Here is a 23,889-nt window from a genome sequence, read left to right as displayed (position 1 = left end):
TAGTAAAGGAGGCTTACAATATGTCAAATCAATACGATATAACTGTTATCGGGGGAGACCTGCGACAAGTGTACATGGTAAAAAAACTAATTAATAAAGGGTATTCTGTAGTCACTTATGGAATATCAAATGAAATCATAAATGGAATCGTTGGAAAAGCAACTTCACTAGCTGAGGCACTATCCAAAAGTTCCATTATTTTATGTCCAATTCCATTTACAAAGAATCAAGTTAACATTGAAAATACTGATGGTTGCCTAGATGCAACTATTGATAACTTGCTAATTAATTTATCTCCTAATCAAATATTGTTTGGAGGTAATATACCAACTAAAGTTTGTAAATTTTGTGAGCAACACTCTATTCAGATTTATGATTTTATGAAAATGAATGATGTTGCTATTTTAAATGCAGTTGCTACAGCTGAAGGAGCCATAGCAGAAGCTATTAAAAGAAGTATAATTAATATACATCAAAGCAACTGCTTAGTATTAGGTTTTGGAAGATGTGCACAAATACTTGCCAAAAAATTATACTCTTTAGACGCAAATGTATGTGTTGGGGCAAGAAAGAATGATGCAATAAGTACGGCTAATGCATTTGGATATTCTAGTATTTCCTTGAATCAACTTGATGATAAACTTTTACAGTTTGATTATATTTTTAATACTATACCGGAATGTATTTTAACAAAAGAAAGACTGGAAAAAGTATCACAAGAAGTAACTATTATTGATATAGCTTCTTCTCCTGGTGGAGTGGATTACTCTGTTACGAAAGATATAGGTATTAATGCGACTCTTTGTCCTGGGCTTCCTGGTAAATACTCACCAAAGACATCTGGTGAAATTCTTGTTAACGCTATAGAAAATATTATAAATGAAAGAAGGGATTAGAAAATGAGACTTAAAGGACTTACAATTGGAGTAGGATTTACTGGTTCGTTTTGTACTTATGATAAAATATTTATAGAGTTGGAGAATTTGGTTAAAGAAGGAGCAAATGTACACACTATATTTTCAGATGTATCACAAAATATCGATTGTAGATTTGGAAATTCTGAAGAGTTTATGAAAAAAGCATATGAACTTACAGGTAATAAACCTATAGTTACGATTGAAGAGGCAGAGCCATTTGGACCTAAAGGAATTGCTGATATTATAATAATAGCACCTTGTACTGGAAATACTGCTGCAAAATTAGCAAATGGTATTACGGATTCACCAGTATTGATGGCAGCTAAAGGTCATCTTCGTAATGATAAACCACTAGTAATATCAATATCAACAAATGATGCTCTAAGCTTTAATTTCAAAAATATTGGTATTCTCCTTAATTCTAAAAACATATATTTTGTACCTTTTGGTCAAGATAACTGTAAAGCAAAGCCTAATTCTATGATTGCACATACGGAATTAATAGTTCCAACTATAGAACTTGCTTTAGAAAATAAGCAATTACAGCCTGTTATAAAAAGCCCACATCAATAGATTAGTGGTGTAATATATGTATTGTATGTAATATTAATAAAGTCCAGCAATATTATTTGCTGGACTTTATTCTATAATTTATTAAAATATTTACCTAATCTAATTTATAAACTGGAATTTATATTACTTTGCTTCTTTAAATATTAATCTCACTGTACTTGATACAAAACAAGCAGACATAATCAAGATAAATACTGATAGTCCTCTAATAAATAAATTATCTACATAATAAGCTACTACTGCAATACCTACAATCATTAAAATTGTACTTATAATTAAAGATAAAATGCTGATTATTTTTAATTTTTTCATCCGTATTCCTCCTATGAACTTTAAGTTTATTTTTACTGTATTAACTATACCTTATTTCGTATTATATAAGACTTGTGAATTTATATGTTTAATTATACTACATTGAAAAAACTTATCTGTATATATTTTTATTCATAAGAAAAACGCAAAATATTTATGTTAAAATAATAACGTTATCATTAAGTTTTAAGATGAAAATTTCTATAATCTACATAAAAAATAAAGTGATATATAATGAAGCTAATGATTCGTAAACTAGAGTATTAGTGGAACAAGTAAGATTATTTTAAATAAAAATAAAATGTTAAAAAAATAACTTGAAAATAGAAAGAGAAGATGTTATAATGTTAATAAATTAACATTTAAGCAAAAAATACTATTCTAGGAGGTTGTCAAAATGTCCAATAAAGAACAGAATATAATAGAAAATATAAAGGGAGATGAGCTTATGTCAATTAATGTAGGTGTTGTAAATAATGTTGAAACTTTAGTTAAAAAATTAGCAAAAATTAGAGAGGCTCAAAAAATATTTGCCACATATACTCAAGAGCAAGTAGATAAGATTTTTTTAGCAGCATCTTTAGCAGCTAATAAGCAAAGAGTTCCTTTAGCTATAATGGCACAAAAAGAAACTGGTATGGGAATTGCTGAAGATAAAGTCATAAAGAATCATTATGCTTCAGAGTATATATATAATGCATATAAAGAAACAAAAACTTGTGGCGTAATAGAGAAAGACGAGGCATTTGGTATGACTAAAATTGCTGAACCAATAGGTGTTATTGCAGCTGTTGTACCTACAACTAATCCAACTTCTACTGCTATATTTAAAGCACTCTTGGCACTTAAAACTAGAAATGGGATAATCTTCTCTCCACATCCAAGAGCAAAGAATTCTACTATAGAAGCTGCAAAAATAGTTCTTGAGGCGGCTGTTTTAGCTGGAGCTCCTGAAGGTATAATTGGATGGATAGACGAACCTTCTTTAGAATTAACTACAACTGTTATGAAAGAGGTAGATTTAACTCTTGCTACAGGAGGACCTGGAATGGTTAAATCAGCATATTCATCTGGAAAGCCAGCTATTGGAGTTGGAGCAGGTAATACACCAGCAATAATTGATGATAGCGCAGACATAAAAACTGCTGTAAACTCAATTCTTGTGTCTAAGACTTTTGACAATGGTATGATATGTGCTTCTGAACAATCAGTTATAGTATTAGAAAATGTATATAATGAAGTTAAAAAAGAATTTAAAGAGCGTGGAGCTTATTTATTAAATAAAGATGAAACAGAGAAAATGAGAAATGTAATTTTGATAAATGGAGGATTAAACTCTAAAATAGTTGGTCAGACAGCTTGTACAATAGCAAAACTTGCAGGTTTTGAAGTTCCAGAAGATGCTAAAGTTTTAATAGGTGAAGTAGAATCAGTTGAATTAGAAGAGGCTTTTGCTCATGAGAAACTTTCACCAGTACTTGCAATGTACAGAGCAAATGATTTTGATGATGCAGTTAGAAAAGCAGAAAAGTTAGTTGAAGATGGTGGATTTGGGCATACATCTTCATTATATATCGATGATGTAAATCAAAGAGAAAAACTTGATAAATTTACTTCAGCTATGAAAACTTGCAGAATTTTAATTAATACTCCTTCTTCTCAAGGTGGTATAGGTGATTTATATAATTTTAAACTAGCTCCTTCTCTTACTTTAGGATGTGGGTCTTGGGGTGGAAATTCAGTATCTGAAAATGTAGGAGTTAAGCATTTACTTAATATTAAGACAGTAGCTGAGAGGAGAGAAAATATGCTTTGGTTTAGAGCACCAGAAAAAGTTTATTTCAAAAAGGGTTGTTTAGGAGTAGCATTAAAAGAACTTAAGGATGTAATGAATAAAAAGAGAGCTTTTATTGTAACAGATACATTCCTTTACAATAATGGGTATACTAAAGCAGTTACTGACTTATTAGACGAAATGAATATTAAACATACTACATTCTTTGAAGTAGAGCCAGACCCAACTTTGGAATGTGCCAAGATAGGTGCTAAAGCTATGAGCGAATTTAATCCAGACGTAATAATATCTATAGGTGGAGGAAGCGCAATGGATGCAGGGAAAATAATGTGGACATTGTATGAACATCCAGAAGTAGATTTCCAAGACCTAGCTATGAGATTTATGGATATAAGAAAAAGAGTATATACATTCCCTAAAATGGGTGAAAAGGCCAATTTCGTAGCAATACCAACATCAGCAGGGACTGGTTCAGAAGTAACACCATTTGCTGTTATAACTGACCAAGACACAGGGGTAAAATATCCACTAGCTGATTATGAATTAATGCCAAATATGGCCATAGTTGATTCTGATATGATGATGAATATGCCAAAAAGCTTAACTTCTGCTTCTGGTATAGATGCTTTGACTCATGCATTAGAAGCATATGTATCTATGCTTGCAACTGATTATACAAATGGTATAGCACTACAAGCTATTAAGAGTATATTTGAATATCTTCCACGTGCATATGATAATGGAGCAAAAGACCCAGAAGCTAGAGAAAAAATGGCAAATGCTTCTACAATGGCAGGTATGGCTTTTGCAAATGCATTTTTAGGTGTTTGCCACTCTATGGCTCATAAGTTAGGTGCTTTCCATCATGTACCACATGGAGTTGCAAATGCTCTTTTAATAACAGAGGTTATGAAATTTAATTCTTCAGATGCACCAAAGAAAATGGGAGCATTTTCTCAATATAAATACCCAGAAGCTTTAAAGAGATATGCTGAAATAGCTTCATTCTTAGGTTTAAAAGGAAATTCTGATGAAGAGAAATTCCAAAGCTTACTAGTAGCTATTGAAGAATTAAAATGTAAAGTTGGCATTCCTAAAACTATAAAAGAATTTGGTGTTGAAGAATCTAAGTTTATGGATTCAATAGATGAAATGGTAATTCAAGCATTTGATGACCAATGTACAGGAGCAAATCCAAGATATCCTCTTATGAATGAAATAAAAAATATGTATTTAAATTCATATTATGGAAGATAAATTATTATAAAATATATAAAATAAAATCCCTTATACATGAGATAAAATTTTACTGTATAAGGGATTTTTATTTGGAAAAATGAATAGTTTTTATTCTTTAATTCAAAATTCAATTAAATAGTGTTATTATAATAGTTAAAGAATGTTTTATATGATAATTAGATTGGTTTTATATATGGTATTTGGGTATATTTGTATATAACATAAATGATAAATTTATATTAAATAAGGTATGTTAGCTATATAAAGTATTGACTAATTAGGGGAGGAGAAGAATGACGAAGAGAAATAAGAGTGTTACATTAATTATAATTCTTTTGTTGACATCAGTATTTCTGATAATGGGGTATATCTATATAGAAAATACAAAAAATCTTCTTATATCAGAAGCAGAAGTACATATAAAAGAAGTTGCAATACAAGGTTCTCAATTAGCCCAGAGACAAATTGAAAAAGATTTAGATGTTTTAAATATTTTTTCAAGTTATTATGCTTCGAATCCAAACATATCTAATGAAGAAAAAATAAAAAAGCTTTTGGATGAAATGGAAAATCAAAAATTTTACACCATGGCAATAGTTGATATAAATGGTAATACAGAAAATACTAAGGGTAACAAGTTTTCAGTTAAGGATAAAGAATTCTTCAAAAACTCAATTAAAGGTAAAAATTATGTTTCAAGTCCATATGTTGATGAAGTAAATAAATCTGTAAAAAAGATTACTATATCAGTGCCAATATTAAATAATGATAAAATAGTTGGAGTTTTATATTGTACCTATGATATCAATACTTTAATGAAACTTATAAATGTATCTTTTTATGAAGATAATAGTATATCTTATGTTGTAAAAAATGATGGGAAAGTTATACTTCATCCTCAACAGGACAGACTATCAAAAAATATTTATGAATTATTAAAACAGGATAATGATATTAAAGAGGTAAATAATTTAAATAAAAAATTAGAAGAAAATAAAACAGGTGCAACAATATTAACAATCTCAGGAGAAAGACGATATCTAGGATATGCCACTATGGATAATGGAAATGAAAAAAATAACTATATAAAGGATTGGAACTTGATTTTTTCAGTTCCAGAAAGTGTTATATTCAAGAATTCAGAGCAAATTATTAAGAGAGCTGTATATGCAGTATTATTTATTATATTTGTATTTATTACAATTATTTTATATATAATGTATATAAAAAAATCTAATGAAAAAGAAATATTAAGTTTGGCTTATGAAGATAAGATTACTCATATAGGAAATCAAAATAAGTTTTATAAGGAGTGTAGTAAATATCTTTTAAATAAACCATCTTTAGACTATATTATAGTATATTTTGATATTAATAATTTTAAGATGATTAATGATACTTTTGGATACGAATTTGGTGACAATTTGTTAATCACAATAGCAAGGGCTTTAAAAGAGGAACTAACAGAAGGCGAAATATATGCAAGACTTTCGAGTGATTATTTTTCAATTTTCTGTGACTATAAAAAGGGAAGAGATAAAATTATAAGAAAACTTGATAATATACGAAATAATATTGAAAGTAATTTAAATACAGTATTTGAAATTTCTCTGTGTGTTGGGATTTACTTTGTAGAAGAAGGAGAAGTAGATATTCAAAAGGCTGTAAATAAGGCAAATATGGCTAGGTCTGTTGCTAAAGGTAAAAATATAAATTATGCTATTTATAATGAGGATGTTAGAAATAAGCTTAGTGAAGAATCAATTATTTTAGATGATATAAAAACAGCCTTAGTAAAAAATCAATTTGAGGTATATTATCAACCTAAGTTTTCACTTGTAAATGGTGAAATGATAGGTAGTGAGGCATTAATACGATGGAATCACCCAGAATATGGATTTATAAGTCCAGCAATATTTATACCTATAGCAGAGAAAAGTCAATTGATTTTAAAAATTGGGAGATTTGTGTTTGAGAGAGTCTGTATAGATTTATCTGACTGGAAAAAACAAGGTAAAAGTATAGTTCCAGTTTCAGTGAATTTATCTAGAGTTGAATTGTACCAACCAGATATCGTAAAATTTATTAATAGTACTATACAAAAATATAATATAAATTCAGATTTAATTGAGCTGGAGATAACAGAAACTGTAGCTATGAATGAATTAAATATTTTGAAGAATGTCTTAAATGAGTTAAGAAAGTATGGATTTTCTATTTCTATGGATGATTTTGGGACAGGATATTCTTCCATTAGTTGTTTAAGAGATATGCCAATTGATGTACTGAAATTAGATAAATCTTTTCTTGATGGTATAGAAAATGATGAGAGAAGTCGTAATATAGCAAAATCTATAGTATCTCTAGCTAAATCCCTAGACTTAATTGTAACTATAGAGGGTGTTGAAAGTAAGGCTCAAGCTGAGCTAATGAAGCAATTCGGATGTGATTTAGTCCAAGGATTCTATTTTGCAAGACCAATGCCAGGTATAAATTTTATAAGTTTATTGCAAGATTGAAATTTAAATTTTATATAAAACACTATTATAGATACTTGAGTTTAGTAAATTCTTGTTAAATAATTAGTGTTTTTTGATTTTTGGTCATATGCAGACTATATAAGGGAAAAGTAATAGTTTTTTACAAAGATTGTATTAAAAATAAATTATTTTGCTAATAAACATTTTATTAACAAAAGAATAGTACTATAATGTATAGATGATAAAAACTTTAATAAAAATTCAGTGTATAGGAGTTGTTTAAGTATGATAGATGTAAGTATTGATAAAAAACTTAAGGAAAGATGGCCTGATGCGAAGTTAGGCTGTATCCAAGCAAAAGTAGCAGTAAATAAGAGCTCAGAAAAATTAATTAACAAGATAAACGAGTTTTGTGACATTTTAAATCAAAGTCTAAAAGTTGAAGACATTACAAAATTGGATAAGATTAAAGATGCAAGAAATGCTTATAAAGAACTTGGTAAAAATCCAAGTAGATATAGAACGTCTTCAGAAGCATTAATTAGAAGAATTATCCAAGGGAAAGGTCTTTACACAATAAATAATATAGTTGAAATAAATAATCTAATATCAATAAAATCGTTGTATCCAGTAGGTACATATAATGTAAGTAAATTACATTCACCAGTATGTTTTACTGTAGGAGACGAAGGTGAACAGTATAAAGGTATTGGAAAAGAATTAATAAATATAGAAAATCTTCCTATATTATCTGATTCACTAGGTAAATTTGGAAGTCCAACTAGTGACTCTGAGAGAGCAATGATAACAGAAGACGCAAATGAAATACTGATTTGTATATTTTCTTTTAGTCAAGAATCTGATATTGAAGAATATTTTGATTATGCTAAGGAATTACTAAAAGAATATGCAGATGGAAAAGATATAGAGACTAAGATAATTAAATAGATGTATATAACAACGTTATGTTAGATTGGAATATAATGTTTAAGAAATAATTTAAGATAAGTAAACTAATAAATAATTATTTTCTTTTATTTAAAAAAGTAGTTTAAAGTTACAAAAATAGATAGATATCCCCATGATTCCTAAAAGTATGGTAATATATTAATATAGCAGAGCCTATATTTAAGGGATTTTGAAAGGAGGTATTTACAATAACTATTTTACCTAAAAAATAAAATAGTATGATGGAAATAACTCTATATTTAAAAATGTAAATAATACTACAGTAATTTGGGTATATAAAATAAGGCAAACGTGATTTTGTTTAAAAAGCAATAAGGTACATAGGTAATTATAATGTAAGGAAGGATTTAATTATGATTGATGGAAAAGAGGTAAAACAAGAAAGTGGGCAAAAAAATCTAAAAGTTAAGATAGCTATAGTAGTAGGTGTTTTAGTTGTAGCTTATATAGGAATGGCAATCTTTTTTAGAAATCATTTTTACTTTGGAACAACTATTAATGGGGTTAAAGCTTCAGGAAAAACAGTTGAGCAAGTAAATGATTTATTAACATCAAGTACTAGTTCTTATACTTTAAACTTAGAGGAAAGAAACAATAAGAAAGAGCAAATAAAAGCAAAGGATATAGATTTGAAGTTTACACCAGATGATAAAGTTCAAAAGATAAAAGATAGCCAGAGTGCATTTGGATGGATTGGTGGAATATTTAAATCTAAAGAGTATAATAATATGGTAACTCTTTCATATAATAAAGATTTACTAGAAAAAAGATTTAATTCTCTAGCTTGCTTTGATAGTAAAAAAGTTGTAGAACCTAAGAGTGCTTATCCTAAGTATGATAGTATTAAAAATGCTTATGCTATAGTTCCAGAGGTACTTGGAAACAAAGTAAAAAAAGATGATTTTTATAAGTTAGTACAAAAATCAATTAATTCTGGAGATACTTCTATTTCTTTAGAAGAAAATAAGGTATATGAAGCACCAAACAATACAAAGGATTCAGAAAAATTGAAAGAAGCTATTAAGACATTAGATAAGTATGTTGGTGTAGTTGTTACATATGATTTTAGTGACCGTAAGGAAACTTTAGATGGTGTTGAGATTAACAAATGGTTAAAGGTGGATTCAGAAAAGAATTATGAGATAAGCTTTGATAATGCTGCAATGGTTGAATATGCAAGAGGACTAAGCAAAAAATATAGTACTTTTGGAGATTCAAGACCATTTAAGACTGCAACAGGTAAAGAGATTACAATTTCAGGTGGAATTTATGGTTGGTTGATAGACAAAAATAAAGAAGCTAAAGCATTGGTTGATGTTGTAAAAGCTGGTAAAAATGTTACAAGAGAACCTATTTACATACAAAAAGCTGTATCTCGTAATAGAGATGATATTGGAAATACATATGTAGAGATTAGTCTTTCTAACCAACATATGTGGTTCTTTAAAAATGGAGAGATGCTTGTATCAACAGATGTTGTAACAGGTGATTTAGGTAGAGGATTTGCCACACCATCAGGTATATACCCTCTTAACTATAAAGCTAGAAATGTTTCATTAACTGGGCAAGGTTACAGTTCACCTGTAAGCTATTGGCTTCCATTCAATGGAAATATAGGAATTCATGATGCTACTTGGAGAGGCTCTTTTGGTGGAGGTATATATAGATCTTCAGGTTCGCATGGATGTGTAAATACACCTTTTTCTAAAGCAAAGAAGATATATGAAAATATAGAACCAGGTACACCAATTATTTTATATTAAGGAATGTACTACTATAGACATTAAGTGAAGTCATCTTAGTTTTTTTAAGATGGCTTCATTTTTATATAATGATTATCAAAAGGAGGAACATATAATGAATGAAAAGTTAATTAAAATTTTAGAAGCAGCCAGAAAAGATGAGAAATTTAAAATAGAGCTTATAAAAACAAGAGAACAACGTGATGTTATGGATTCATTTTGTAAAGTGGCTACATCTAAAGGTTACAATATAACAGTAGGTGAGCTTTTTTCTATAGGAGAAGAATATACATCAAATCTATTGAAGAGTGTAAATGGTGGAGCAGCATATCCTATTGAAGATTGGAGTGATTGGTACGAGGATTTTTTCATAATGTTGTCGAATATATAAAGTAACTGTATATATTATCAATTTAAAATTAATATAGCTAGTTCAAATAAAAATATCAGATGTAAGTGTAAATTTTATCAATCTTAAAAAATATTAATTTCTTTCTAAGTAAATATAAAAAATTAGACTAAAAATAAGGTGACAAAAAACGATATAGCCCAATGATTTATAAAACTTAGATGAAATAATGAGAGATATTTCTAAAAATTCAAAAAAAACAATAAGTTTCAGTACTATGAGTGTTGAAAAAACAAATAAAAATATTTTATATGTAACAAATAAAATTATATGTAGAAAAAAATTAAAATAAAAATTTAAAATGTCGATAAAACGTTAATTTTAAAACAGAATAACGCTATTGACAAACTATATCGCTTTAAATTATAATTATTGAAAATAATGATATTTAAAAATCATACTCATGTCATAGTCTAAAAGTAAGTCAAAACAGGATATAAATCTAAGTAAGTACTATTCTAAAATATGTTTTATTAAGAAATAAACGTTGAAAAATATTAATTATTATATAAAAATGCTGTTTATACTTTAACAATGAGGTAGTAATCTAATTAGAATAAAAAAATCTAATTGGTTATATACATAGTAAAAAGGTAAGAGAGGTGATTTGGATGGCTTTTGAAATAATAAAAAGCATTGTTGAGGCAGAGCAGACAGCAGACAGTATCAAAGTTAAAGCTGTTACTGATGCAGAGTCTATCAGAGCTGATGCTGTAAACCAATGTGAAAGCATCTTTGCTGATGTAAAAAAGCAAGCAAAGCTTATGGAAGAAACTCTTATTGAGAAGGCAGTCACCGACAGTAAGGTGGAGGTTGATAAAATCTTAGCTGATGCTAAAAGTGAATGTCTGAAAATTGAAAAAACTGCTAAAGAAAGAAAAAGTAAGGCAATTGAAGCGGTTATTGGAAAGGTAGTGAGATAATATGGCAATAGTTAATATGAACAAAATATCTATTGTTGGCTTAGAAGCTCAAAAAAGCCAGATTTTAAAGCTACTTATGAACCGTGGGTTTGTTCAGATTGATGATAGTGCCTTTCTTACTGAGGAGGAGGAATTAAAAAATTATCTTGTAAAAGATAGTGAAGAATCAGAAGTTATAATGCTAGAACAGAAGATGTCTCATGTAAATCAAGCAATTAACATTGTTTCTTCACTAGTGAAACAAAAGAAAGCCATGTTTGCACCAAAAAGAGAGTTTAACAGAATTGATAGTGAAAAAGAAGAGCAAATTTATGCTGAAGCTTTAGAGTTAAACACTCTACATAAGGAGATAGGTACAATAAGGACTAACATAAATCTATTGAATAACAATAAAAACATGTTAGAACCATGGGTGAACTTTGACATTCCTCTTGAGAATATGGAAACTAAGTATACAAAAACTATACTTGGAACTGTACCTATAAGTGCAAATATTGATGCCTTAAGAGTAAAATTAGAAGATGAAATACCAGAAAGTGTTCTTGGAATTATTAATTCCGATAAATTAATGAACTATGTTTATTTAATTACTTTGAAAGAAACTTTTGATAATGCTTTAGAGGTTCTAAAAGAATTTAATTTTTCAGTAGTTGCATTGCCAAATGAAGAAGGTACACCATCACAAGCTATTAAGAAATATAATGAAATGATAATTAGACAGGAAAACGTTTCTAAAGATAAGACGGAAGAAATTAAAAGCCATGCAGATAGTGTACACATGCTTGAAAATCTATATGATTTTTACACTATAGAGAGAGACCAAAAAAAGATTATAGAGAGGCTTGTCAAAACAAAAACAACATTCTGTCTTAATGGTTGGCTACCAAGTAAAAGAGCAGAAGAACTAATTAAAGAAATTACAGAGAAGTTTGATTGTTGCGTTCAGACAGAGGAAGGAGATAAAGAAGAAGGCTTCCCAATTCTGCTTGAAAACAATAAAATTGTAACACCTTTTGAAAGTGTAACAAACATGTACAGCTGTCCAAGCACAAAAGATATTGACCCAAATACAATTATGACTTTCTTTTATGTTATATTCTTTGGAATGATGCTAAGTGATGCTGCGTATGGGATGATAATTGCACTAGCATGTGGATTTATTGTATACAAATCAAAAATGCAAAAAGGTGAAGGGAATTTAATTAAACTTATTGGTATTTGCGGAGTTTCAACTACTATATGGGGTCTTATATTCGGGGGTATTTTGGGGGATTTAATTCCTATAAAAGCTTTAATCAATCCTTTGGAGGATGTTATGGTACTTATGGGAATGTCATTACTGTTCGGTATTATCCATATATATGTAGGTTTGGGAATTAAAGCATATACATTAATAAGAGATGGAAAGGTAATAGATGCAATTTTTGATATAGGTTTTTGGTATTTATGTATAACAGGGGTATGTCTACTTATAATACCTTTTGTTGCAGGAGATATAGGTGTATTTTCTGAAGTAGGAAAATATTTAGCAATTATAGGTGCTATAGGTCTTGTTCTTACTCAAGGAAGAAGCTTTAAAGGTGTTCCTGTTAAGCTTTTCAAAGGATTTTCAAGTCTTTATGGTATAACAAGTTATTTTGCTGATATATTATCTTATACAAGAATTATGGCACTTTGTCTAACAACAGGAGTTATAGGGCAGGTTATCAATCTTTTAGGGGCTATAGCTGGTCCAATATTTGCAGTTGTAATTGGTGTTGTAGGACACACAATAAACCTTCTTATAAATGCACTTGGTGCATATGTTCATACAAGTAGGTTACAGTATGTAGAATTTTTCAACAAGTTTTATGAAGGCGGAGGAGTTCCTTTTGTTCCGTTTAAGTATAAAACAAAATATACAAGCATTAATAAAAAGGAGATGTAAATATGGAATTTTTAAACGCGTTAGGAAATGGTCAATTTTTGGCAATATCAGGAGCTGCTATAGCAGCATTATTTGCAGGTATGGGTTCTGCTAAGGGTACTTCAATAGCAGGTCAAGCCGCAGCAGGTGTTGTAACAGAAGACCCTAGTAAATTCGGTCAACTTCTAGTTTTACAACTTCTTCCTGGTACACAAGGTCTATATGGATTTATCATAGCTTTCCTTATTTTATCAAAAGCAGGAATTATTGGGGGAGACGCAATACCAACATCAGCTCAAGGTTTACAACTTCTTATGGCAGGACTTCCAATTGGTTTAGTTGGTTTAGTGTCAGGTATTGCACAAGGTAAGGCAGCAGCAGCAGGGGTTGGAATAGTTGCTAAAAGACCTGAAGAACTTGGTAAGGCTATAACATTTGCAGCTATAGTTGAAACATATGCGCTTTTAGGACTACTTGTTTCTTTCTTAGCTTACAATGGAATTGCAGTTGGTTAAATATAGAGTATAATTCATAAGTAAAAAAAATGAAAAGGAGGAAGCACTCCTATGGGTAATGAACAAAAAATGATTGACAGAATTATAGCTGATGCCAAGCAAGAAGCACAAGAAATATTGGATAAAGCTAAGAGTGAGGCAGATTCAAAAATAAACTCAGCTAATGAAAAAGCTGAAAAGGAAATGGCTTCCTATACAAAGCTTGCAGAGGCAGAAGCAGAAAAAGCAGCTTCTAAGGAAATATCAGGAGCTTATATGGAGGCTAAAAAACAAATATTATCAAAAAAACAAGAGATTTTAGAAGAAGTAATCTTAGAAGCTAAAAATAAACTTTTAAATCTTAAAGATAGTGAATATGAAGAGATTATATTAAATATGATTGAAAAATCAAATTGTACAGAAGATTCACAGATAGTGTTATCTAAAAAGGACAAAAAAACATTAAAAGATGTATTATCAAAAAAAGGCATTAAAGTGTCTGATGAAATCAGAGATATTACTGGAGGCTTCATAGTTAAAAAAGGTGACATTGAGTACAATTATTCATTTGAAGCCATAATTGCAGTAGAACATGAAGATATTGAACAAATTGCAGCAGAAATTTTGTTTAATTAAGGAGGGGTTAAAAAATGGCAGAAGAAAAAACTTATCCCTATGCCGTGGCACGAATAAGAGTGCTTGAAAAACAGCTTCTTAACAGACAAATGTTTATTCAAATGGCAGAAGCCAAAAGCCCTGAAGACTCTTTAAGAATTATAGCTGAAGCAGGTTATGTGGATACAGCAAATAATAATATCCATAATTTTGAGAATATTTTGACTCAAGAATTATCAAAGACATATGAAATTCTTAAAGGTCTAGCTCCTGAAGAAAAATTTGTTGATGTATTTCTTTATAAAAATGACTATCACAACTTAAAAGTGCTGATTAAAGAAGAAATTTCTGGTGTAGATGGTGAAAAATATTTGATTGATGGAGGTACAATTCCTCTTGTTAAGCTTAGAGAATCTTTAGCAAATCGTAGTTTTAGTGATTTACCTAAGATAATGGAAGCCGCCATAGTAGAGGCATTTGATGTTTATAGTAAGACACAAAATGGTCAAATGGTTGATATTGCTTTAGATAAAGCGACTTTTTCTAGTATGAGAGAGACTGCTAAAGAAAGTCAAAACAAATTTGTAATAGATTATGTTATGAAAGTTTGTGATTTAACAAATCTAAAAAGTTTTATAAGAGTTAAAAATATGAAGAAAGATTTTCAGATGTTTATGAATGTGTTTGTTTCAGGGGGGTCACTTGATAAGGAAAAATTCTTAGAAGCTTTTTCTTCAGACACTCCAGCATCATGTTTTAAATCTACTTCTTACTCTGATGTCTGTAAAAAAGGTATGGGTAGTGGATTCACTGTCTTTGAAAAACTTTGTGATGACTATCTTATGGAATATGTTAGAGAAGCAAAATTTAAACCTCTTACATTAGAACCATTAATTGCTTATTTATATGCTAAAGAATCAGAGATAAAAACAATAAGAATTATTTTGACTAGTAAGCTTAATAATATAGACGCAGATACTATAAAAGAAAGGCTAAGGGATGCTTATGTATAAGGTAGGAGTAGTTGGAGATAAAGATAGCATCATGGGATTTTTAGCTCTTGGAATAGATATCTTCCCAGCCTATGATAGTGACGAAATTAAAAAAAGTATACATAAGTTGGTTGAAGATGAGTATGCGATAATTTATATTACAGAACAGGCATCATTGCTTGCAAAAGAATCAATAGCAAAATACAAAGACTACCAACTTCCTGCTATTATAGTTATTCCAGGTATTGGAGGAAGTATGGGATTAGGTATGAATGAAGTAAGAGAATCTAGTAAACGTGCTATAGGTGCAGATATATTATTTAAAGAATAAATGGAAGTTGAATAAAAGACAATCTCAAATTTTATTAGTGCTAAAGGTATGTATTGATAAAATATAGGAGGGAGTATTTAAATTTTGATAAAGTATATGATTGCAGGTGAGAGAATATGAAAACAGGCACAATTGTAAAGGTGTCAGGACCGCTTGTTGTAGCGGAGGGCATGAGAGATGCGAATATGTTTGACGTCGTAAGAGTTTCAGATAAACATCTTATAGGCGAGATTATAGAAATGCATGGAGATAAAGCTTCTATACAGGTTTATGAGGAAACTTCTGGTCTAGGGCCAGGGGAAGAAGTAGTTTCTCTTGGAATGCCTATGAGTGTTGAGCTTGGGCCAGGTCTTATTTCAACTATTTATGATGGTATTCAACGTCCACTTGAAAAAATGTATGATATTTCAGGTACTAATATAACTAAAGGTGTTGAAGTATCTTCACTTGATAGAGCAGTTAAGTGGGAATTTAAACCTAAAAAAGCTGTTGGCGATAAAGTTGTATCTGGAGATATAATAGGTGGAGTTCAAGAAACAGCTGTAGTGGAATGTAAAATTATGGTTCCTTATGGAGTTAAAGGTACTATAAAAGAAATATATTCTGGAGAATTTACTGTTGAAGATACAGTTTGTGTTATTACAGATGAAAAAGGTAATGACATACCTGTGACTATGATGCAAAAATGGCCAGTTAGAAAAGAAAGACCATATAGAGAAAAGAAAACACCAGATTCACTTCTTGTTACAGGGCAAAGAGTTATAGATACATTTTTCCCAATTACAAAAGGTGGGGTAGCAGCTATACCAGGACCTTTTGGAAGTGGAAAAACTGTTACACAGCATCAGCTTGCTAAATGGGCAGATGCAGATATAGTTGTATATATAGGATGTGGCGAGCGTGGAAATGAAATGACGGATGTTCTTCTTGAATTTCCTGAATTAAAAGACCCAAGAACAGGTGAGTCACTTATGCAAAGAACTGTGCTTATAGCCAATACATCAGATATGCCAGTTGCTGCACGTGAGGCTTCTATATATACTGGTATTACAATAGCTGAATATTTTAGAGATATGGGATATAGTGTTGCACTTATGGCAGACTCTACATCAAGATGGGCCGAGGCTCTTAGAGAGATGAGTGGTCGTCTAGAGGAGATGCCTGGTGAAGAAGGTTATCCTGCATACCTAGGTTCACGTCTTGCTCAGTTCTATGAGAGAGCTGGAAAGGTAAATTGTCTAGGTATGGATGACAGAGAAGGAACACTTACAGCGATTGGAGCAGTTTCTCCTCCTGGTGGTGATACATCAGAACCTGTCAGCCAAGCAACACTTCGTATAGTAAAAGTATTCTGGGGGCTTGATGCTTCTTTAGCATATAAGCGTCATTTCCCAGCAATCAACTGGTTAACAAGTTATTCACTCTATCAGGAAAAAGTTGATGTATGGGCAGATAAAAATGTAAATGATAATTTCTCAGCTCAAAGAGCTCAAGCTATGAAACTTTTACAAGTTGAGTCTGAACTTCAAGAAATAGTTCAATTGGTTGGAGTTGATTCACTTTCAGATGGAGATAGATTGATATTAGAAGTTACTCGTTCTATAAGAGAGGACTTCCTTCATCAAAACTCTTTCCATGAAGTGGATACTTACACATCACTTCATAAGCAATATAGAATGATGGGACTTATACTAAAATTCTATAAGTCAGCACAAGATGCCATCAAGCAAAATGTTACTATAAATGATATTATCAAGCTTTCAGTTCTTGAAAAGATTGGTCGTGCTAAGTATGTAGAAGAAGACAATATAGATGCTACTTACGATTCAATTGAAGATGAAATAGACAATGAGCTTGCAGACCTTATTAAAAAGAGGGGGGCTGAAGAACTATGATAAAGGAATATAAGTCAATACAAGAGGTAGCCGGTCCTCTTATGTTAATAAACGGTGTAGAAGGTGTAAAATTTGATGAACTTGGAGAAATTGAGCTTTCAAATGGAGAGATTCGCCGTTGTAAAGTTCTAGAGGTAAATGAGGATACTGCACTTGTTCAGCTTTTTGAAAGTTCAACAGGTATAAACCTTGCTGAAAGTAAAGTTCGTTTTTTAGGAAAGAGTCTTGACTTTGGAGTTTCACCAGATATATTAGGTCGTGTTTTTAGTGGAATGGGTAAACCTATTGATGGAGGCCCAGAAATTATACCAGATAAAAGACTTGATATAAATGGAGCTCCAATAAATCCAGCGGCACGTGGCTATCCGGCTGAATTTATACAGACTGGTGTTTCTGCTATAGATGGGCTTAATACACTAGTTAGAGGTCAAAAACTTCCTATATTCTCAGGTTCTGGTTTGCCACATGCTAATCTTGCAGTTCAAATTGCAAGACAGGCAAAAGTACGTGGAACTGACTCTAAGTTCGCCGTTGTGTTTGCCGCAGTTGGTATAACCTTTGAAGATGCAGATTTCTTTATAAGTGACTTTAAAGCAACTGGTGCAATTGACCGTTCTGTAGTATTTGTAAACCTTGCAAATGACCCAGCTGTAGAGCGTGTATCTACACCTAGAATGGCACTTACAGCAGCGGAATACCTTGCTTTTGAGCAAGACATGCATGTACTCGTTATAATAACAGATATTACAAACTATGCAGAGGCATTACGTGAAGTTTCAGCAGCTAAAAAAGAGGTTCCAGGACGTCGTGGATATCCAGGTTATCTTTATACTGACCTTGCTACAATGTATGAAAGAGCAGGAAAAATGAAAGGGCATGAGGGCTCTATAACTATGATTCCAATACTTACAATGCCTGAGGATGATAAAACACATCCAATTCCTGACCTTACAGGATATATTACAGAAGGACAGATTATACTTAATCGTGAACTTTATAAAAAAGATATACAGCCTCCTATAGATGTTTTACCATCACTTTCTCGTCTAAAAGATAAAGGGATTGGTAAGGGTAAGACTCGTGAGGACCATGCAGATACAATGAACCAGCTTTTTGCAGCTTATTCAAGAGGTAAAGATGCAAAAGAACTTATGGCAATACTTGGTGAATCTGCACTTTCTGAGATTGATTTAATGTATGCAAAGTTTGCAGATGAATTTGAGAAAGAATATGTTTCACAGGGATTTAGAACTGATAGAACTATTGAGCAGACATTAGAAATCGGATGGAAGCTTCTTAGTATGTTACCAAAAAGTGAACTTAAACGTATTCGCGATGAATATTTTGAAAAATATATGCCTAAGGAGTGATATCTGTGGCTAGATTAAATATAAATCCAACACGTATGGAAATGACTAGGCTTAAGAAACTCCTTAAAACTGCTACAAGAGGTCATAAGCTTCTTAAAGATAAACTTGATGAACTTATGAAACAATTTCTTGAGATTGTAAGAGAAAATAAGCGATTACGTGAAGAAGCAGAAAATGCTCTCGATGGTGCTTATAAGAATTTTATAATTGCAAGAGCAGTTATGAGTCAGGAGTATCTAGGTTCAGCACTTATGATGCCAAAGCAATCTGTTTCCGTAGATGTATCTACGAAAAATATAATGAGTGTTGACGTTCCTGTGTTTGACTTTAAAACTGAAAACAATCAAAGTGATATTTATCCTTATGGTCTTGCTTTTACATCAGGTGAATTGGATTCTGCTATGGAAGCATTTTCAGCTGCTATGGAACCACTTTTAAGACTTGCAGAAAGTGAAAAAAGTGCACAGCTTCTTGCACAAGAGATAGAAAAGACACGTAGACGTGTTAATGCTCTTGAAAATGTAATGATACCAAATTACATTGAGACTATTAAGTATATTGCTATGAAGCTTGAAGAAAATGAGAGAGCAAGTACTACTAGACTTATGAAGGTTAAGGATATGGTGCTTAAAAAAGCACTTGAAGAAAAGAAAAAAAATAATTTGGTTGTGTAATTAAATATTTATAGAAATAAGTCTAACATTCTAATTTATAGAAGTTAGGCTTATTTTTTATGTTTAAATTAAAAATATGGATACTGTAAAAAAGATAGATTGTTTAAAAACATACTATATTTAATTAAAAATAATATATTTAACAAAAATTTCTAAAAATTAACGAACTGTTAATTTACACTTAACTTTATATTAACAAATTAGGTGTATTATATAAATATAAGCAAAAACAACAAAAAACAATTAAAAAAAGAAAAAAGCACATAAAGGGGGACGATATGAAAGAATTTATATTTACTTGTCTGTGTATTGTAGTAATTACATTTATGACAAGTTGCATATCAACAACACCACAAACTACTCAAGGAAAAGGAAATAATAAACTTACAATATATGCAGCATTAGAGGAAGAACAAATAGCTTACTATATGGAAGGTTTTAGAGAAGAGTATCCCAATATAGATGTAGAGATAGTTATGGATTCTCATGGGGTAATAGCTTCAAAATTATTAGCAGAAAAAGATAATCCACAAGCTGATGTTATATGGGGGTTATCAGCAATGAACATGATAGAATTAAAAGAAGATGGGGCACTTGAAGCATATAAGCCTAAAAATTATGACAAGGTTGATAAAAAATTTAAAGATACTGAAGAAGATGTATCTTGGGTAGGAATGAGTGTACCAGAAACTGCAATAGTAGTTAATTATAAAGAGCTTGAGAAATTAGGTATTGATATTCCAAAAAGCTATAAAGATTTGATAAAACCAGAATACAAAGGACTCATAACAATGCCAAATCCAGCATCATCTGGAACAGGATATCTTACAGTATCAGGACTTATTCAAATGATGGGCGAAAAAGATGCTTACGATTATATGGATAAATTACATAAAAATATAGCTACATATACACATTCAGGTTCAAAGCCTGCCAAACTAGCTGGTTCTGGAGAATATCCAATAGGTATTACACTTGGATATAGAGCTACACAACAATTATCTAGCGGTGAACCTATAGAAGTAGTATTTCCAAAAGAAGGTTCAGGTTGGGATTTAGAGGCAAATGCTTTAGTTAAAAAAGATAATATAAAAAAAGAAGCAAAGTTATTTTTAGACTGGGCAATGAGCGATTCAGCTATGGATAGATATGCACACGAAGTAGCAGTTACTTCTATAAAGACAGATAATCCAGTTCCAAAAGGTTATTCTAAACAACCATTTGAACAGCTAATAAAGGAAGTAGATTTAAACTCTGCTGCAAAAAATAGAAGTACAATATTGAAAACTTGGGAATCAAAGTATGGTTCAAAATCTGAAAGCAAGTAAAATTTAATTTTATAATCTAGAAGATGCAATGTTATAAGAAAAAAATTTAAAATAAAAATATAAGTATATAAGGGGAGATAAGATATGAGTTACTTAAAAATAAATAATGTGTTTAAAAATTATGACCAAAAAAGGGTTTTAAATAATATTAGTTTAGATATTGAAGAAGGTGAATTTCTATGTTTACTTGGACCTAGTGGATGTGGTAAAACTACATTACTTAGAATAATAGCAGGTCTTGAAGAAGTAAATAGTGGAGCTATAATTCTTCAAGATAAAGATATTACAAATTTAGAACCATCAAAGAGAGGTTTTGGAATAGTATTTCAATCATATGCTTTGTTTCCAAATATGACTGCATATAACAATATAGCTTTTCCACTTAAAGAAAGAAAAGTTTCAAAAGAAAAAATAGATAGTAAAGTTAAGGAAGTTCTTGAAATAGTTGGATTAACTCATGAAGCTCATAAATATCCTAAAGCATTATCAGGAGGGCAACAACAGAGAATTGCAATAGCAAGAGCATTAGCACTTGAACCAAAATTTTTACTTTTAGATGAGCCAATGTCTGCATTAGATGCAAAGGTTAGACACAAGCTTAGAATGGATATTAAAAGATTACAAAAAGAACTTAATATAACTACAATAATGGTAACACATGACCAAGAAGAGGCTATAACAATGGCAGATAAAATCGCCATTTTAAATGGAGGAGATATAATGCAGATAGGAACTCCAGAAGAAATATATCAAAATCCTCAAAATTTATTTACAGCTCAATTTATAGGAGATACAAACTGCTTTGATAATGGAGATTCTATATTAACTGTAAGACCAGAATATGTTCAAATAGAGAAATCAACAAAAGAAAATTATCAAGGAATAATATCTAATATAGAGTTCAGAGGAAATCTACTAAGAGTGGAAATAAAAGATAAATTAAATGAAAATTTCATAATAAGTGATGTTTCTATAAAAGAATGGGTTAATTTAAATTTAGTAGAAGGTGACCTTGTAAAAATAAGTATAGATGAAAAATACTATTTAAAGTATCCAAAAGTTAAAGGAGCATAAGTATATGAATAATAATGCTATAAGTTCTAAAAGTATAAATCTTAAATCAAAAATGAATCTAGATATAAAAAAGTGTATGCTCACAGTATTGGTCATGTCTTTAGTAATCTTTTTATTGGCACCTATAATATATCTATTTATGCAGGCATTTTTAGATAAAGATGGAGTCTTTGTTGGATTACAAAACTTCCGAGAATACTTAGCTTCTGAAGCTCTGTTGAATTCACTGAAAAATACAGTATTTGTATCTATTATATCAACTGTAATATCGTTAACACTTGCATTGGTATATGCGTATGCACTAACGAGGACAAAGATTAAATTTAAAGGATTTTTTAAGTCTTTAGCGATGTTTCCTATGTTTGCTCCAACAATGATGCATGCAATAGGTTTAGTATATTTGTTTGGAAATCAGGGGTTAGTCACTAATTTACTTGGAATACATGTTCCAATATATGGAGCAATGGGAATAATATTAGCACAAATTATATATGTATTTCCTCAATCATTTCAAATACTCTATATATCATTAAGTTCAACAGATTACAGATTGTATGAAGCTAGTAACACTATGGGTATAAGTAAGATAAGAGAATTTATTAGCATAACAATTCCCAGTATAAAATACTCTTTAATAAGCTCTGCATTTGTGTCATTTACATTATGCTTTACAGATTTTGGAGCTCCAAAAGTAATTGGAGGGGAGTTTAATGTATTATCAATAGATGTGTATAAGCAAATTATAGGACAACAAAATATGCCAATGGGTGCTACTGTATCAATATTACTTTTAATACCAGCAATAATATCATTTATAGTAACTAAAAAAATTGAAAAAAATCAAAATTCATATATAAACTCAAAGTCAATTCCATATAAAGTTAAATCTAATAAGTTAAGAGATGGTATCTTAGGAGGAATTTTAGGATTTATTGCATTTGGTATAATAGCTGTAATGTTAACTGTAATCTTATCATCATTAATTTCAGTTTGGCCATATGACTTAAGACTTACACTGGAACACTTTTCTATGAAGAATAGTATTGATGGAATTAAACCATTTATAAATTCAATAAAAATGTCGCTATTAACAGCTATTCTTGGCACAAGCTTTGTTTTCTTATTTGCATATCTAAATGAAAAAACAGAAAAAGCTCCATATTTAAAATCATTTGGATATTTTTTAAGTACATTACCTATGGCATTACCAGGGTTGGTTTTAGGTATAGCTTATGTACTATTTTTTAATAAGTTAGAGTTTAATTTTATGGATACAATATACATTAAGAATTTATTCAATGGATTATATGGGACATTACTCATAATGGTTATATGTAATATAGTACATTTCTTTTCAGTAGCATTTATAACTGCCACTACAGCCATTAAGAAAGTAGATAAGGAATTAGATATGGTAGCTAAGTCAATGGGAATAAACAGTGTATCAATTCTTAAGAATGTAACTATACCACTTTGTTTACCAGCAGTTTTAGAAAACTTTATGTATTTTTTCTTAAACTCTATGGTGACAATATCAGCTTTAGTATTTATATACACTGCTAGCTCAAAAGTAGCTGCGATATCAATTGTACAATTGGATGATAAAGGTAGCACTGCACAGGCTGCAGCATTAGCAGTATTAATACTAATTACAAATATATTAGTGAAAGTAATACATGAATTTATAAAAAATCGTTTAGAAAAAAGAAATAATCTCAATTAAATAAATTATTAAAAAAACATAAATTTAAAAAGAGGCTGTCTCAAAATAGAGATAAGCTTCTTTTTCATTGTTGAAATGATGAAAATATATTTGATTTTATACAAAAAAGAGCGCCTCATGAACTAAAA

At 30.4% G+C, this 23,889-nt stretch carries 20 protein-coding genes; 19 read left to right on the top strand and 1 reads right to left on the bottom strand.

Annotated elements, in window-relative coordinates:
* Nucleotides 1-20 precede the first annotated feature (20 nt).
* Both dpsA and ACTG44_RS16590 read left to right on the top strand, forming a co-directional pair.
* On the top strand, nucleotides 21-896 hold the full coding sequence (gene dpsA, locus ACTG44_RS16595; RefSeq protein ID WP_479917440.1) for a dipicolinate synthase subunit DpsA: 876 nt from the start codon (nucleotides 21-23) through the stop codon (nucleotides 894-896).
* Between the two features lie 3 nt (nucleotides 897-899).
* The gene (locus ACTG44_RS16590) at nucleotides 900-1,490 is read left to right on the top strand and encodes a dipicolinate synthase subunit B (RefSeq protein ID WP_021385926.1); all 591 of its coding nucleotides are present in this window, start codon (nucleotides 900-902) and stop codon (nucleotides 1,488-1,490) included.
* 123 nt (nucleotides 1,491-1,613) lie between these two features.
* Here the strand turns inward: ACTG44_RS16590 and ACTG44_RS16585 are convergent, their stop codons facing one another.
* Nucleotides 1,614-1,802, bottom strand: a complete 189-nt coding sequence (locus tag ACTG44_RS16585) for a hypothetical protein (RefSeq protein WP_021385931.1) — start codon at nucleotides 1,800-1,802, stop codon at nucleotides 1,614-1,616.
* Nucleotides 1,803-2,199: 397 nt separating this feature from the next.
* Between ACTG44_RS16585 and adhE the strand changes: the two genes are divergently transcribed.
* From adhE to ACTG44_RS16500, 17 genes are all read left to right on the top strand, one after another.
* Nucleotides 2,200-4,854, top strand: a complete 2,655-nt coding sequence (gene adhE, locus ACTG44_RS16580; RefSeq protein WP_479920848.1) for a bifunctional acetaldehyde-CoA/alcohol dehydrogenase — start codon at nucleotides 2,200-2,202, stop codon at nucleotides 4,852-4,854.
* Between the two features lie 275 nt (nucleotides 4,855-5,129).
* On the top strand, nucleotides 5,130-7,355 hold the full coding sequence (locus ACTG44_RS16575) for a bifunctional diguanylate cyclase/phosphodiesterase (RefSeq protein ID WP_479920847.1): 2,226 nt from the start codon (nucleotides 5,130-5,132) through the stop codon (nucleotides 7,353-7,355).
* Between the two features lie 246 nt (nucleotides 7,356-7,601).
* Nucleotides 7,602-8,264 carry a B3/B4 domain-containing protein gene (locus ACTG44_RS16570; protein WP_021385878.1) on the top strand — a complete coding sequence of 221 codons (663 nt, stop codon included), beginning with the start codon at nucleotides 7,602-7,604 and terminating at the stop codon, nucleotides 8,262-8,264.
* 374 nt (nucleotides 8,265-8,638) lie between these two features.
* On the top strand, nucleotides 8,639-10,048 hold the full coding sequence (locus tag ACTG44_RS16565) for a L,D-transpeptidase family protein (protein WP_479917437.1): 1,410 nt from the start codon (nucleotides 8,639-8,641) through the stop codon (nucleotides 10,046-10,048).
* 94 nt (nucleotides 10,049-10,142) lie between these two features.
* Entirely contained in the window at nucleotides 10,143-10,418 is a 276-nt protein-coding gene (locus ACTG44_RS16560) for a hypothetical protein (protein WP_021385846.1), read from the top strand.
* A gap of 629 nt (nucleotides 10,419-11,047) precedes the next feature.
* On the top strand, nucleotides 11,048-11,359 hold the full coding sequence (locus ACTG44_RS16555) for a hypothetical protein (protein ID WP_021385841.1): 312 nt from the start codon (nucleotides 11,048-11,050) through the stop codon (nucleotides 11,357-11,359).
* A gap of 1 nt (nucleotide 11,360) precedes the next feature.
* Nucleotides 11,361-13,286, top strand: coding sequence for a V-type ATP synthase subunit I (locus tag ACTG44_RS16550; protein ID WP_479917436.1), 1,926 nt, complete (start codon nucleotides 11,361-11,363; stop codon nucleotides 13,284-13,286).
* A 2-nt stretch (nucleotides 13,287-13,288) separates the two neighbouring features.
* Entirely contained in the window at nucleotides 13,289-13,780 is a 492-nt protein-coding gene (locus tag ACTG44_RS16545; RefSeq protein WP_021385913.1) for a V-type ATP synthase subunit K, read from the top strand.
* 51 nt (nucleotides 13,781-13,831) lie between these two features.
* Nucleotides 13,832-14,395 (top strand): V-type ATP synthase subunit E, encoded by a 564-nt coding sequence (locus ACTG44_RS16540; protein WP_021385844.1) that lies wholly within the window; start codon nucleotides 13,832-13,834, stop codon nucleotides 14,393-14,395.
* 14 nt (nucleotides 14,396-14,409) lie between these two features.
* Nucleotides 14,410-15,387, top strand: coding sequence for a V-type ATP synthase subunit C (locus ACTG44_RS16535; RefSeq protein ID WP_021385854.1), 978 nt, complete (start codon nucleotides 14,410-14,412; stop codon nucleotides 15,385-15,387).
* Nucleotides 15,380-15,697, top strand: coding sequence for a V-type ATP synthase subunit F (locus ACTG44_RS16530; RefSeq protein WP_009893746.1), 318 nt, complete (start codon nucleotides 15,380-15,382; stop codon nucleotides 15,695-15,697). The genes ACTG44_RS16535 and ACTG44_RS16530 overlap by 8 nt, the downstream gene beginning before the upstream one ends.
* A 116-nt stretch (nucleotides 15,698-15,813) precedes the next feature.
* The gene (locus ACTG44_RS16525) at nucleotides 15,814-17,592 is read left to right on the top strand and encodes a V-type ATP synthase subunit A (RefSeq protein WP_021385858.1); all 1,779 of its coding nucleotides are present in this window, start codon (nucleotides 15,814-15,816) and stop codon (nucleotides 17,590-17,592) included.
* The gene (locus ACTG44_RS16520; RefSeq protein ID WP_479920846.1) at nucleotides 17,589-18,962 is read left to right on the top strand and encodes a V-type ATP synthase subunit B; all 1,374 of its coding nucleotides are present in this window, start codon (nucleotides 17,589-17,591) and stop codon (nucleotides 18,960-18,962) included. Before ACTG44_RS16525 ends, ACTG44_RS16520 begins: the two co-directional genes overlap by 4 nt.
* A 5-nt stretch (nucleotides 18,963-18,967) precedes the next feature.
* Nucleotides 18,968-19,636 (top strand): V-type ATP synthase subunit D, encoded by a 669-nt coding sequence (locus ACTG44_RS16515; RefSeq protein WP_021385831.1) that lies wholly within the window; start codon nucleotides 18,968-18,970, stop codon nucleotides 19,634-19,636.
* 278 nt (nucleotides 19,637-19,914) lie between these two features.
* Nucleotides 19,915-20,964: a putative 2-aminoethylphosphonate ABC transporter substrate-binding protein gene (locus ACTG44_RS16510; protein WP_021385922.1), complete on the top strand. Its 1,050-nt coding sequence runs from the start codon at nucleotides 19,915-19,917 to the stop codon at nucleotides 20,962-20,964.
* 84 nt (nucleotides 20,965-21,048) lie between these two features.
* A complete protein-coding gene (locus ACTG44_RS16505) occupies nucleotides 21,049-22,038 on the top strand; it encodes an ABC transporter ATP-binding protein (protein WP_021385874.1) in 990 nt (329 codons plus the stop codon).
* Nucleotides 22,039-22,042: 4 nt separating this feature from the next.
* On the top strand, nucleotides 22,043-23,761 hold the full coding sequence (locus ACTG44_RS16500; RefSeq protein WP_021385827.1) for a putative 2-aminoethylphosphonate ABC transporter permease subunit: 1,719 nt from the start codon (nucleotides 22,043-22,045) through the stop codon (nucleotides 23,759-23,761).
* Nucleotides 23,762-23,889: the final 128 nt, after the last annotated feature.

The sequence above is a fragment of the Clostridioides sp. LIBA-2809 genome (assembly GCF_056688965.1).
This window is presented reverse-complemented; position numbering and strand designations above follow the sequence as displayed.

What these genes read in the sequence shown, in the direction of transcription:
- dpsA (WP_479917440.1), top strand. Translation starts at nt 21, where the DNA reads ATGTCAAATCAATACGATATAACTGTTATCGGGGGAGACCTGCGACAA.
- ACTG44_RS16590 (WP_021385926.1), top strand. Translation starts at nt 900, where the DNA reads ATGAGACTTAAAGGACTTACAATTGGAGTAGGATTTACTGGTTCGTTT.
- ACTG44_RS16585 (WP_021385931.1), bottom strand. Translation starts at nt 1,802, where the DNA reads ATGAAAAAATTAAAAATAATCAGCATTTTATCTTTAATTATAAGTACA.
- adhE (WP_479920848.1), top strand. Translation starts at nt 2,200, where the DNA reads ATGTCCAATAAAGAACAGAATATAATAGAAAATATAAAGGGAGATGAG.
- ACTG44_RS16575 (WP_479920847.1), top strand. Translation starts at nt 5,130, where the DNA reads ATGACGAAGAGAAATAAGAGTGTTACATTAATTATAATTCTTTTGTTG.
- ACTG44_RS16570 (WP_021385878.1), top strand. Translation starts at nt 7,602, where the DNA reads ATGATAGATGTAAGTATTGATAAAAAACTTAAGGAAAGATGGCCTGAT.
- ACTG44_RS16565 (WP_479917437.1), top strand. Translation starts at nt 8,639, where the DNA reads ATGATTGATGGAAAAGAGGTAAAACAAGAAAGTGGGCAAAAAAATCTA.
- ACTG44_RS16560 (WP_021385846.1), top strand. Translation starts at nt 10,143, where the DNA reads ATGAATGAAAAGTTAATTAAAATTTTAGAAGCAGCCAGAAAAGATGAG.
- ACTG44_RS16555 (WP_021385841.1), top strand. Translation starts at nt 11,048, where the DNA reads ATGGCTTTTGAAATAATAAAAAGCATTGTTGAGGCAGAGCAGACAGCA.
- ACTG44_RS16550 (WP_479917436.1), top strand. Translation starts at nt 11,361, where the DNA reads ATGGCAATAGTTAATATGAACAAAATATCTATTGTTGGCTTAGAAGCT.
- ACTG44_RS16545 (WP_021385913.1), top strand. Translation starts at nt 13,289, where the DNA reads ATGGAATTTTTAAACGCGTTAGGAAATGGTCAATTTTTGGCAATATCA.
- ACTG44_RS16540 (WP_021385844.1), top strand. Translation starts at nt 13,832, where the DNA reads ATGGGTAATGAACAAAAAATGATTGACAGAATTATAGCTGATGCCAAG.
- ACTG44_RS16535 (WP_021385854.1), top strand. Translation starts at nt 14,410, where the DNA reads ATGGCAGAAGAAAAAACTTATCCCTATGCCGTGGCACGAATAAGAGTG.
- ACTG44_RS16530 (WP_009893746.1), top strand. Translation starts at nt 15,380, where the DNA reads ATGTATAAGGTAGGAGTAGTTGGAGATAAAGATAGCATCATGGGATTT.
- ACTG44_RS16525 (WP_021385858.1), top strand. Translation starts at nt 15,814, where the DNA reads ATGAAAACAGGCACAATTGTAAAGGTGTCAGGACCGCTTGTTGTAGCG.
- ACTG44_RS16520 (WP_479920846.1), top strand. Translation starts at nt 17,589, where the DNA reads ATGATAAAGGAATATAAGTCAATACAAGAGGTAGCCGGTCCTCTTATG.
- ACTG44_RS16510 (WP_021385922.1), top strand. Translation starts at nt 19,915, where the DNA reads ATGAAAGAATTTATATTTACTTGTCTGTGTATTGTAGTAATTACATTT.
- ACTG44_RS16505 (WP_021385874.1), top strand. Translation starts at nt 21,049, where the DNA reads ATGAGTTACTTAAAAATAAATAATGTGTTTAAAAATTATGACCAAAAA.
- ACTG44_RS16500 (WP_021385827.1), top strand. Translation starts at nt 22,043, where the DNA reads ATGAATAATAATGCTATAAGTTCTAAAAGTATAAATCTTAAATCAAAA.